We start from the raw sequence: 11893 nt of genomic DNA on the forward strand, positions 1-11893 counted from the left end.
ATACCGGGGCATCGCGCCCGGGTTCGAACGGAGTTGCCGCACCGGCGCACGCGCCCGCGCCGGTGCGTGCGTCGGACCCCGGCCACTGCCAGGATGCGCGGGACGGCGGGCCCAGCCGGGCCGCCTCCGCCCCGCCCCGACCCCCGGAGCAGCACCGATGGCCAGTGACCACGCCGCCGAGGCACCCCGAGCCCCGCACGTCGACCCGCCCCCGGTGCGCCGGATGGTCCCGCGCGACCGCGCCGAGCCGCACCGGGTCGCCACCCCGCTGGAACTCTTCTTCGACCTCTGCTTCGTGGTCGCGGTCGGCCAGGCCGGTCGCGAACTCGCCCACTCCCTCGCCGCCGGGCACTACGGTGAGGGCCTGCGCGGCTACGTGATCGCCTTCTTCGCGATCTGGTGGGCCTGGATGAACTTCACCTGGTTCGCCTCCGCGTACGACTGCGACGACGTGCCGTACCGGGTCACCACCCTGGTGCAGATCGCCGGCGTGCTGATCCTGGCCGCCGGGGTGCCGAGGATCTTCGAGACCCAGGACCTGACGCTGGGGATCACCGGCTACGTGGTGATGCGCCTGGCCATGGTCAGCCAGTGGCTGCGCGCGGCGGCCGGGGAGCAGGGCGAGGCGCGCACGGTCGCGCTGCGCTACGCGGCGGGGATCGCGCTCTGCCAGGCCGCCTGGGTGGTGGTGCTGTTCCTGCCGGACGCCGCCCGGCCGGTGATCATCCCGATCGGCGTGCTGTGCGAGCTCGCCGTGCCGGTGGTCGCCGAACGGCGGGCGCAGACCTCCTGGCACCCGCACCACATCGCCGAGCGGTACGGGCTGTTCACCCTGATCGTGCTCGGCGAGACGGTGGCCGCCGCGACCGTGGCGGTGCAGTCGGCGGTGGACGAGCACGAGGGGCTGGGCCGGCTGGTGCCGGTGGCGGTCGGCGGGCTGCTGATCTGCTTCGCGGCCTGGTGGATCTACTTCGCCCGGCCGGTCCACGACCACCTGCGCTCCAACCGGCAGGCCTTCGCCTGGGGTTACGGGCACTACCTGGTGTTCGGCTCGGCGGCGGCGATCGGTGCCGGACTGGAGGTGGCGGTGGAGTCGGCCGCGCACAAGGCGGAGATCTCCGAGACGGCCGCCACCGCGACGGTCACCGTGCCGACCGCCGTCTACCTGGCCACCGTCTGGTACCTGCACTCCCGGCACACCAAGCGCGGGCTGGTCGCCCAGTCGATGGCGCCGCTCGCGGCGGTGCTGGTGCTGGCCTGCACCGCGTTCGGCGGCTCGGGGGTGCTGGCGGCGGGCCTGGTGTGCGCGCTGATGGTCGCGGTGGGGGTGCTGATCCACAGCCGGGAGAGCCGGGTGGAGGGCGTGCGTTAGGGCGTGTCTGACAATTCGCGTCGGATCAGCGCGCGGCGTTGGGGTGCGTGCATCGCAAGGCGGAGGAGGGAGTCCATGCGGAGCATCGGCGACTGACGACAACGCGGCGAGGTGCGTGCCCCGGCGTCGCGCGCCCGGCGGGAATTGTCAGACACGCCCTAGACGCGTTCCAGCAGTACCGGCTCGTGCCGGGCCAGCCAGTCCAGGTAGGCCGGGTTGACCTTGGCCAGATCCAGGTAGGCGGCGCGGAGTTCGCCGTAGAGCGCGTCCAGGGCGGGCTGGCTGAGCACCCGGGGGCGCCAGGTGAACAGCAGCCGGACGGCCAGCGGGTCCCCGTGCACCGGGCGGACCACCGTGCCGGGCCCGGGCAGCGAGGTCGGCTGGCAGGGGCGGACGGCCTCGCCGGAGGCGACCAGCTCGGCGGCGGTGGTGTTGTCCCGCACCTGCACCACCCGGGGGTTGAGCCCGGCCTCGCTGAACACCCGCCGCATCGCGGCGTACTCGTGGTCGGCGGTCGGGTCGACCATCCAGGTGTCCTCGGCGAGGTCGGCGAGGTGGACCACCGGCCGGGCGGCGGCCGGGTGCCCGGCGGCGAGCGCGACGAACTGCGGCTCGCGGGCCATCAGCACCCGGTGCTCGGCGTCCGGCGGGACCCGCAGCGGGAAGCCCTCGCTCTCGTACACGAAGGCCACGTCCAGTTGGTCGGAGGCGACCATCCGCAGCAGCGCGCTGGCGGAGATGTCGACGTGGATGGTGGTGTCGGTGTCCGGCAGCCGCTCGTGCACCCGGCGCAGCCAGGCGGCGACGGCCCGGCTGCCGACGCTGCCGATCCGCAGCCGCCGCTGCCGGCCGGGCCCCGCGGTGTCGCGGGCCTCCTGCCGGGCGGCGGCGACCAGGGCGGCCATCTCGCTGATCACCGGCCGGGCCCGGGACAGCACCGAGTGGCCGAGTGCGGTGGGCCGGCTGCCGGTCTGCTCGCGGGTGAACAGGGTTCCGCCGATGGCCCGTTCGATGCGGTGCAGCTGGGTGGTGAGGGAGGGCTGGGTCATGCCGAGCTGGAGCGCGGCCTTGCGGAGGCTGCCGGTGTCGGCGATCGCGCACAGCACCCGGAGGTGTCTCACGTCGAGCTCCACGACGGGAGCATAGACGTCACCGAGCCACATCGCCAAGGACATGACAGGGAATCAAGCGCGCACCGACGGACCGCACGGCGGATCCCCACCGGTGCGCCGCACCGGTATGCGGCCGGACTATCGCCGGTTGACATCATCCGCGACGGGCCCGGACGGGTCGAAGCTCGGGGACACCGCACCGCCCCGGCGCCGACCGGGACGGCCCCCACCGCGCGCCGCCGCCGCACGGCCGGCCCCCACCGGCCCCGGCGGGCCGGCGCGCCGCGCGAATCCGGAGTCCCGCATGAAGCGATCCCTGCTGTCCACGACCCTGGGCCTGGCCCTCGCCGGTGTCCTGGCGCTGCCCGCCACCGCCGTCGCCGCGCCCGCCACCGCCGCGCCCGCCGCGCCGGCCGTCCACGGCCACAGCTCGTCGAGGTACGCCGGTTCGGCCCAGGAGGCTGCGAACAACCAGGCCTTCTTCCGGGCCGTGCTGGCCTCGGTGCAGGCCAAGCGGGCCGCCGACCCCGGCCTGACCACCGTCACCGTCACCTACGACGCCTCCAACGCACCCTCCTTCGCCGGCGACATCGCCAACGCCGCGCAGATCTGGAACAGCTCCGTGCACAACGTCCGGCTCCAGGAGGCGAGCGGCGGCACCGGCGACTTCTCGTACAACGAGGGCGACGACCCGAACGGCTCGTACGCCAGCACCGACGGACACGGACACGGCTACATCTTCATCGACCACCAGCAGGCCCAGCAGTACTACTCGCTCCGGATCGTCGCCCACGAGACGGGGCACGTGCTCGGCCTGCCCGACGACTACTCCGGTCCGTGCAGTGAACTGATGTCGGGCCACGGCCCCGGTACGTCCTGCACCAACGCGCACCCCGACGCCAACGAGAGCGCCCAGGTCGACTCGCTCTGGGCGGACGGCGTGGCGGCGGCCAACTGACCTGCCCAGCAGGTGAGTCGGGTGCGGCGGCCCGCCCGGCCGGAAACGGGCGGCCCGCCGCATGGGTACTTCCCCGCCCCGGAGCCTAGCCGCCCCCGGAACGGAATGCCAGGGGCATGGCTAGGTCAAGACGAGGAAAAGACGGCCGGAATCCGGTAGGAGCCAGGGGTATTGGGCCGGGCTATCGGTGGTTGACATCATCCGCCGGGCCGCCGGGCTGCCCGAAGCTCTGGGGACACCCGGTCGCCAGGTGCCCCCCGAGCCGGCCCCCAACCCGGCTGCGGCACCCGGGACCGGACCCCCCACGTCCAGGACCCCTTCAGGAGCCCCCACATGAAGCGATCCGTGCTGTCCGCGACCCTCGGCCTCGCCCTCGCGGCGGGTCTCGCCGTGCTGCCCACCACCGCGGCCGCCGCCGCCCCGGCCGCCCCGGCCGTCCAGGGCTACACCGCGTCGACGTACGCCGGTTCGGCCCAGGAAGCGGCCGACAACCAGGCGTTCTTCCAGGCCGTGATGGCCTCCGCCAAGGCCAAGCAGGCCGCGAACCCGGGCCTGGCCACCGTCGTGGTCACCTACGACGCCAGCTCCGCGCCGTCCTTCCGCAACCAGATCGCCAGCGCCGCGCAGATCTGGAACAGCTCGGTCAGCAACGTCCAGCTGCGGGCCGGTTCGGCCGCCGACTTCAGCTACTACGAGGGCAACGACAGCCGCGGCTCCTACGCCAGCACCGACGGGCACGGGCGCGGCTACGTCTTCCTCGACTACCAGCAGAACCGGCAGTACAACTCGGTCCGGGTGACGGCGCACGAGACCGGGCACGTGCTCGGGCTGCCGGACCACTACTCCGGCCCGTGCAGCGAGCTGATGTCGGGCGGCGGCCCCGGCGCCTCCTGCACCAACCCGTACCCGAACGGCACCGAGCGCAGCCGGGTCAACTCGCTCTGGGCGCGCGGCTGACGCCACCCGTGAGCGCCCCGGCCCGGCCGCGTCCGCAGCGGCCGGGCCGGGGCGCCGCCGCGGGCGGGTGCGGCCGCACTGTCGGTACGGCGTGCGAGCATGCGGGCGAGACCCGTCCGCCCGCGATCCGAGAGGCGCCACCGCCATGCCCCGTTCCGTCCCCGAGCAGCTCGCCGACCTCCCGTACGCCGAGCTGCTGCACCCGCACACCGGCCCGCTGCGCCGCGACGAGCGGTACGACACCGCGCACTTCGACGGCGGTCAGCGCACCGACGAGTCGGGCGCCGGGGCGGCCTTCCTGGAGTGCGCCTTCACCGGGGTCGCGCTCAGCGGGGTCAAGCTGCGCCAGGCCCGGTTCAACGAGGTCTGGGTGCAGGCCGGCCGCTGGGTGGCCTGCGACCTGAGCGACACCGAGTGGCAGGACAGCTCCTTCGTCGGCGGGGTGCTGGCCGGGATCGCCGGGCACGGCTCGGCGCTGCGCCGGGTGGTGTTCCGCGGCTGCAAGCTGGAGGCGGTCAACCTGCGCGCGGCCGTGCTGCGGGACGTGGTGTTCGAGGACTGCCTGCTGCGCGACGTGGACTTCGGCGACGCGAAGCTGACCGGGGTGTCCTTCCCCGGCTCGACGCTGGAGGAGGTGCGGCTGCGCGGGGCCGTGCTGAGCAAGGTGGACCTGCGCGGGGCCGCCCGGCTCGGGCTGGCGGACGGCCACCGGGGGCTGCGCGGGGCGGTCATCAGCTCGCCCCAACTGCTGGAGCTGGCGCCGCAGTTCGCCCAGGCGCTGGGCATCGAGGTGAAGGACCGCTGACCGGACTCGAATCCTCCCTGTCGGATCAGCCTGACGTTCAGCCCGGTGTCGCTCGGTGACCCCCGGGCGAACAGTCCGACAAACCTGCTGCGCGCATCTGGTGGCCCGCTCCGGTGGCGGTGGAGACTGCTCCGCGATCGATGGCCGCGAGTTGTGTACACAACATCGCCAGTGAAGGGACGGACCGGACTGATGGCCGAGTTGAGTCGTAGAAAGTTCGTCACGCTGTCCGGCGCCGCCGCGGCCGGCCTCGCGGTGGCCGGCGCCGGCGCCGGCGCCGGAGCCGAGGACGCCGCGGCCGCCTCCAGCACCACGCTCAGCACCACCGGCACCATCACCGACGTGCAGCACGTGGTGATCCTGATGCAGGAGAACCGCAGCTTCGACCACTACTTCGGCACCCTCAAGGGCGTCCGCGGCTTCGCCGACCGGGCCGCCATCCAGATCTCCGGCGGCTACAGCGTCTTCAACCAGCCGAACGGGCTGTTCGCCCGCCAGTACCCGTGGGCCTTCAACCCCTCGGGCGCCAGTGGCTCCCCGGAGACCCAGGCGCAGTGCAACGGCGACCTCTCGCACGCCTGGTCCGACCAGCACAAGGCCTGGAACGGCGGCAAGATGGACTCCTGGGTGTCCGCCAAGGGCACCGTCCGCACTCTCGGCCACCTGCAGCGCGGCGACATCCCGTTCCACTACGCGCTGGCCGACAACTGGACCATCTGCGACGCCTACCACTGCTCGGTGCTGAGCGCGACCGGCCCCAACCGCACCTACCACTGGAGCGGCACGATCGACCCGGCCGGCACCGCCGGCGGCCCCGCCTACGACGGCGGCTCCGAGTCCAACCTGCGCTGGCAGACCTACGCCGAGGCGCTGGAGGCCGCCGGCGTCAGCTGGAGGGTCTACCAGAACGCCGCCGACAACTTCGGCGACAACGCCCTCGCCTACTTCAGCCAGTTCACCGGCGCCGCGGCCGGCAGCCCGCTGGCCGTCAAGGGCATGGGCTCGGTGCCCAAGGTCACCGGCCGGACCCCGGACGACATCGCCGCCGCGATCCGCGCCGACGTGCTGAACGGCACCCTGCCGCGGGTCTCCTGGATCGTCGCCGACCAGCAGTCCTCCGAGCACCCCTACGCCACGCCCGAGGACGGCGCGCACTTCGTCCACCTGGTGATGGACGCCCTGAACGCGGACCCCAACGTCTTCAACTCCACCGTCCTGCTGATCAACTACGACGAGAACGACGGCTTCTTCGACCACGTCCCGCCGCCGGCCGCGCCCGCGGGCACCCCGGGGGAGTTCTACAACTCCACCAACATCGGCCTCGGCTTCCGGGTCCCGCTGATCGCGGTCTCCCCGTGGACCCGCGGCGGCTGGGTCAACTCCGAGACCTTCGACCACACCTCGGTGCTGCGCTTCCTGGAGGTGTGGACCGCCGCCCTCGGCACGCCCGCCACCAGCCCCAACATCAGCGCCTGGCGCCGCCAGGTCTGCGGCGACCTCACCTCGGTCTTCGACTTCGCCAACCCGGTGTACGGCATGCCCGCGCTGCCCGACACCTCGCAGACCATCGGCCTGGCCACCTGCGGCCCGCTGCCCAACCCCTCGCCCGCCGACAACGCGCTGCCCGCCCAGGAGCCCGGCACCCGCCCGGCCCGCGCCCTGCCGTACCAGCCCAACGCCAACCTGGACCACCTGGAGTTCGGCTCGGGCGGGGTGATGAAGGTCTGGATCGCGATGGCGAACACGGGCACCGCGGCCGTGAGGTCCGCGCACTTCGCGGCCTACGCCAACGCCTACCGCAGCGGCGGGCCCTGGCAGTACACCGTCGCCCCGGGCGGCAGCACCAGCGACTTCTTCAACTGCGGCACCAACTTCGGCGGCGGCCCGTACGACCTCACCGTGGTCGGCCCCAACCGCTTCCTGCGCCGCTTCAAGGGCGACGCCACCAAGGCGGGCAAGAACGCGGCCGTCACCGCCTCGTACGCGGTCGAGCCGGGCAGCGGCAAGCTCGCCGTCTACTTCAAGCTGGCCAACACCGGCAGCGCCCCGATGACCTTCACCATCACCTCCACCAACTACCGCACGGACGGACCCTGGACGTACCAGGTTCCGGCCGGCGGCAGCGTCAGCGACTTCTTCAACGCGGTCGCCTACAGCAACGGCTGGTACGACTTCACCGTCACGGTGGACGCGGACAGCAGCTGGTCGCAGCGGTTCACCGGCCACCTGGAGACGGGCGCGCCCAGCGTCAGCGGCTGACCGTCCCGGTTCACGCGTACGGGCCCCGGGGGAACCACGGATCGTGGACCTCCCGGGGCCCGTACGGCGTCAGCAGGGTGACGGTGAGCGGCCCGGCCGCGTACTCGGCGAGCTGCACCGCGCCGTAGCGGGTCTCCAGCTCGGCCTGCACCGGCACCGGCAGCTTGCTCAGCGCCCGCCGCAGGTGCAGCGCGTCCCGCCGGCTGACCGGGTGCGGGGTGCGCAGCACCAGCCGCAGCGGGCTGAGCGGGCCGACCACCGGGACGCCGGTGCCCAGCTCGTAGCCGACCGCGCCGATCGGGCCCCAGGCCAGCCGGTGGTCCGCGACCAGCCGGCCGACCTCCGGCAGCAGGGCCAGCGCCGGGAGCCCGGCGACCCGTCCGGGGGCCAGCAGCTCCTGCCGGCCGACCAGCTGCTCGGGCCGCAGCGTCCGGGCCACCGCCGCCCAGGGCGCCAGGGCGTCCAGCCGCTGTCCGGGGCGCGGGCCGCGTACGGTGACCGGGATCCAGTGCTCGGGGGCGGCCGGCCACCCTCGGGTGCAGCGCCGCGGACGCGGGACGTCCACCGGGGCGCCGACCGGCGAGGGCGCCCGGCCGACGGTGACCCACGGGTGCGCCCGCAGCACCGTCCGGGCCCAGTCCGGCAGCTCGCCGCCGGCCGGCGGGCGCAGCGAGCCCGGGCACTGCATCAGCAGCAGGTCGTGGGTGCCGGGCAGCCGGCCGTCCAGCGCGGCCAGGGCGCCGACCCGGCGGCGCGGTCCGTCGTGCAGTTCCTCGGTCGAGTTCCTCACACCGCCACCCTCCGCCCGTGCGGGACTGCCCGGCTACGGCCCTTGGGCGCGTCGGGCCGGGACCAAAGGCTCAACGTGCGACCGCCGACTCCCGGTGTGAGAGTGGGGGACAGCCCGGTAATCCGTTCGGAGGAGGAGTCATGGGCATTCTCGACAGGATCTTCCACAGGACGCACGAGGCCACCGGCCAGGAAGCCGCCGAGCGGGCCGCGCTCGCCCACGACGAGGCCGCCGACGCGTACGGCGACGACGTCGAACGGGCCCGGCAGACGCAGGAGCGGACGGCCGCCCAGGAGGAGGCCGACCGGCGGGCCGCCGAGAACATGACGGCCGAGGGCGATCCCTGGGACTGAGGTCCGCCGCTGGGACCGCCGCCCGCCGCCCGGACCGCCGTCAGCGCTCGCGCGGCGGTAGCGGCGGGCGCCGCAGGTCCGGCCGGGGCGTGGACTCCGGCGGGGGTGCCGCCGCCGGGGCGTCCTCCAGCAGCTCCAGGGCCAGTTGGACGGCGGTGACCAGCTCCGGGTGGCGCCCCCGCGCCCAGTCCCGCGGGGTGCGCAGCACGTGCACGTCCGGCTCGACGCCCCGGTTCTCCACCGACCAGCCGAGCCCGCCGCTGAACCAGGAGGCGTTCTTCGGCACCGAGATCTGGGTGCCGTCGCCCAGGGTGTGCCGCCCGGTCATCCCGACCACCCCGCCCCAGGTCCGGTTGCCGATCACCGGGCCGAGGCCGAGCAGCTTGATCGCCGCGATGATCACGTCCCCGTCCGAGCTGGTGGCCTCGTCCGCGAGCGCGACCAGCGGGCCGCGCAGGGCGTGCCGGGGCCAGCGGACGGGCCGGCGGCCGCGGCTGAAATCCCAGGCGAGAACGTGCCGGGTGAGCTTCTCCAGGACGAGTTCGGAGACGTTGCCGCCGGCGTTGCCGCGCACGTCGAGGACCAGCGCGGGTTTGTCCAGTTCGCGCCGCAGGTCCCGGTTGAACTGCGCCCAGCCGGAGCCGCCGAGGTCCGGGATGTGCAGGTAGCCGCACCGGCCGTCGCTGAACTCCCGTACCAGGGAACGGCGTTTGGCCACCCAGTCCTGGTAGCGGACGGCCCGTTCGTCGGTCAGCGGGGTGACGGTGATCCGCCGCACCGGGCCGTCCGGGCCGCTGCGCAGGGCGAGTTCGACGGTGGTGCCGCCGGTGCCGGCCAGCAGGGGCAGCGGGCCGCGCACCGGGTCCACCGGGCGGCCGCCGACCTCCAGCAGTTCGTCGCCGTCCCGGACGCCCTGGGCGGCCAGCGGGGCGCGGGCGCGCGGGTCGGAGGACTCGCCGGGCAGCACCCGGTCGACCAGCCAGCGGCCGTCCGGGGCGCGGTGGGCGTTGGCGGCGAGCAGGCCGAGCGGCTGCTGGGCGAGGCTGGGGCCCTCGGCGCGCCGGGAGGGGGTGACGTAGGCGTGCGAGGTGCCGAGTTCGCCGAGGAGTTCGCGCAGCAGGTCGGCGAAGTCGTCGGGTGAGCAGACGCGGTCCAGCAGCGGCTCGTACTGGGCGACCAGCGCGGGCCAGTCCAGGCCGGACATCCGCTCGTCCCAGAACTGGTCCCGGACGATCCGGGCCGCCTCGTGGTAGGCCTGGCGCCACTCGGCGGCCGGGTGCACGGTGTGGGTGATCCGGCGCAGGTCGACGCTGGTCCCGGCGGAGGGGGCGGCGACCGGGATCACCCGCAGCGTCCCGGCCGAGTAGATCGCGATCGAGCCGCCGTCCCCGGAGACGGCGTAGCCGTCCAGCTTGTCGACCAGGGTGGTGCGGGTGCCCCGGGCCAGGTCGAAGTGCTCCAGGGAGGGGCGGCCGGAGGTGTCGTCGGGGTTGGCGAAGGTCTGCCCGAGGGTGCCGGAGATCGGCCAGCGCAGCCAGACCAGGCCGCCGCGCACCGCGTCGGTGGCCGAGTACTTGGAGGCGATCACCGGGAACTGGAGCAGCCGCTCGCCGATGCCCGCCGGGTCGACCCGGACGGTGCCGTCGCCGTCGCCGTCCCCGCGCGGGGCGGCCTCCTCGGCGGGCGCGGCGAACGGGGAGGGGGTGTCGGCGGTGAGCGGGACGAGGTACGGGCGGCAGCCGACCGGGAAGGAGAGGTCGCCGGTGTGCACGTCGTGGACGGGGTCGAAGCCTCGCCAGGACAGGAAGGCCAGGTAGCGGCCGTCCCGGGTGAACACCGGCTGCTCGTCCTCGAACCGGCCGTCGGTGACGTCGGTGGTCGGGGCGGGCGCGTCGGTGCGGGTGAGCCGGATCCGGCGCAGCGAGCGCCCGGCGGCCGGCTGGGACCAGGCGATCCAGTGCGAGTCGGGGGAGAACCGGGCGCCGGCGACCGGCCCGTCCTCGGAGGCGGCCAGTTCGCGTACCGCGCCGTCCTCGGCGGAGACCAGCAGCAGCCGGCCGTCCGAGCTGGTGGCGGCGAGCCGGGAGCCGTCGGGGGCGGCGGTGAGCTCCAGGACCCTTCCGAGCCGGCCGGCGGCGAGCACCCGGTGGCGGTGGGCCGCCGTCTCCTGGTGGCCCGGCAGCGGCATCACCTCGATCGCGTCGGCGCCCTCGGCGTCGGTGACCCAGGCCGCCTCGCCGGTGTGCCCGAGCACCACCGGCAGCCGGGTGCGGACCCCGGGGGTGTCGGCGAGGACGCGGGCCGGGCCGTCCTTGGCGGTGAGCCAGTACTGGCTGCCGCGCACGGTGATCACCCCGGCCCGGCCGGTCCGGTCGCAGGCGAGGTCCTTGACCTGGGAGGCCGCACTGACCTGGTACGGGCGGCGGCCGGCCCGGGCGCCGCCGAGCGGCACCCGCAGCCGGTGCGGGGCGGGGGCGTCCAGGCCGTCCAGCAGCCAGAGGTCTCCGGCGTGCTGGTAGACGATCCGGGTGCCGTCGGTGGCGGCCTCGCGGGCGTAGTAGGAGGCGTGGTCGGTGTGCCGGCGCAGGTCGGTGCCGTCCGGGCGGCAGGAGTAGAGGTTGCCGATGCCCTCGTGGTCGGAGAGGAAGGCGATCCGCTCGCCGACCGGCATGGGGGAGGCGAGGTGTCCGGTGTGCTCGGGCAGGATCAGCTCGCCGTCCACCCAGAGCCGGCCGATCGCGCCGCCGCGGTAGCGCTTCCAGGCGGCGGGCTCGTGCGGGGCGGCGCCGGTGAGCAGGACGGTCCGGTCCCGGCTGACCTGGGCGTCGCCGACCGGGCCCCAGGGCATCCGGCGGCCGGGGGAGCCGTCGGGCGGCAGGGCGTGCGCCCAGGTGTAGTGGCCGAAGGGCTCGTGGAAGGAGGTGACGGCCAGTACCTCGCCGTTCGGCAGCCAGCCGCGCACCCGGGTGTCCTGGCTGCCCCAGTAGCTGAGCCGACGGCTCTCGCCGCCCTCGACCGGGGCGGTCCACACCTCGGGGGTCAGGCCGAGCCAGCTGGTCCAGGCGAGGGTGGTGCCGTCGGGGGAGAAGCGGGGGTGGCTGACCCGGGTGCGGTCGCAGCCGACCCGCCAGGCCCGGCCGGTGGCGGCGGCCCCGGGCTCCAGCGGGGCGATCCAGACGTCGTCCTCGGCGGTGAAGGTGAGCAGGCCGCCGTGCAGGTGGGGGTGGCGGAGGTAGCCGGGCGGGGTCACTCCTCCATCCTTCGACGGGGTGTCACCCCCGGCAACC

Annotated in this window: 9 protein-coding genes; 6 read left to right on the top strand and 3 right to left on the bottom strand. The window is 74.5% G+C overall.

Features of this window, described 5'->3' with window-relative positions; translation table 11 throughout:
• Positions 1 to 157 precede the first annotated feature (157 nt).
• A complete protein-coding gene (locus AB0F71_RS30160) occupies positions 158 to 1372 on the top strand; it encodes a low temperature requirement protein A (protein WP_360240783.1) in 1215 nt (404 codons plus the stop codon).
• 158 nt (positions 1373 to 1530) lie between these two features.
• Here AB0F71_RS30160 and AB0F71_RS30165 read toward each other — a convergent pair whose 3' ends face one another.
• Positions 1531 to 2505: a LysR family transcriptional regulator gene (locus AB0F71_RS30165; protein WP_360240786.1), complete on the bottom strand. Its 975-nt coding sequence runs from the start codon at positions 2503 to 2505 to the stop codon at positions 1531 to 1533.
• Between the two features lie 283 nt (positions 2506 to 2788).
• Here AB0F71_RS30165 and snpA (AB0F71_RS30170) point away from each other — a divergent pair, with 283 nt between their 5' ends.
• The 4 genes from snpA (AB0F71_RS30170) (at position 2789) to AB0F71_RS30185 (ending at position 7463) form a co-directional block, all read left to right on the top strand.
• Positions 2789 to 3442, top strand: coding sequence for a snapalysin (gene snpA / locus AB0F71_RS30170; protein WP_360240789.1), 654 nt, complete (start codon positions 2789 to 2791; stop codon positions 3440 to 3442).
• 333 nt (positions 3443 to 3775) lie between these two features.
• A complete protein-coding gene (gene snpA, locus AB0F71_RS30175; RefSeq protein ID WP_360240792.1) occupies positions 3776 to 4399 on the top strand; it encodes a snapalysin in 624 nt (207 codons plus the stop codon).
• Between the two features lie 145 nt (positions 4400 to 4544).
• A complete protein-coding gene (locus AB0F71_RS30180) occupies positions 4545 to 5204 on the top strand; it encodes a pentapeptide repeat-containing protein (RefSeq protein WP_360240794.1) in 660 nt (219 codons plus the stop codon).
• A gap of 192 nt (positions 5205 to 5396) precedes the next feature.
• The gene (locus AB0F71_RS30185) at positions 5397 to 7463 is read left to right on the top strand and encodes a phosphocholine-specific phospholipase C (RefSeq protein WP_360240797.1); all 2067 of its coding nucleotides are present in this window, start codon (positions 5397 to 5399) and stop codon (positions 7461 to 7463) included.
• Positions 7464 to 7473: 10 nt separating this feature from the next.
• On the opposite strand, the gene AB0F71_RS30190 is transcribed toward AB0F71_RS30185, so the two are convergent.
• Positions 7474 to 8253 (bottom strand): phosphoribosyl-dephospho-CoA transferase MdcG domain-containing protein, encoded by a 780-nt coding sequence (locus AB0F71_RS30190; RefSeq protein WP_360240800.1) that lies wholly within the window; start codon positions 8251 to 8253, stop codon positions 7474 to 7476.
• 140 nt (positions 8254 to 8393) lie between these two features.
• Here AB0F71_RS30190 and AB0F71_RS30195 point away from each other — a divergent pair, with 140 nt between their 5' ends.
• Positions 8394 to 8606, top strand: a complete 213-nt coding sequence (locus AB0F71_RS30195) for a hypothetical protein (protein ID WP_360240803.1) — start codon at positions 8394 to 8396, stop codon at positions 8604 to 8606.
• 40 nt (positions 8607 to 8646) lie between these two features.
• On the opposite strand, the gene AB0F71_RS30200 is transcribed toward AB0F71_RS30195, so the two are convergent.
• Entirely contained in the window at positions 8647 to 11856 is a 3210-nt protein-coding gene (locus AB0F71_RS30200) for a S41 family peptidase (protein ID WP_360240806.1), read from the bottom strand.
• Positions 11857 to 11893 lie beyond the last annotated feature (37 nt).

It is taken from the genome of Kitasatospora sp. NPDC028055 (genome assembly GCF_040637885.1).
GTDB lineage: Bacteria > Actinomycetota > Actinomycetes > Streptomycetales > Streptomycetaceae > Kitasatospora.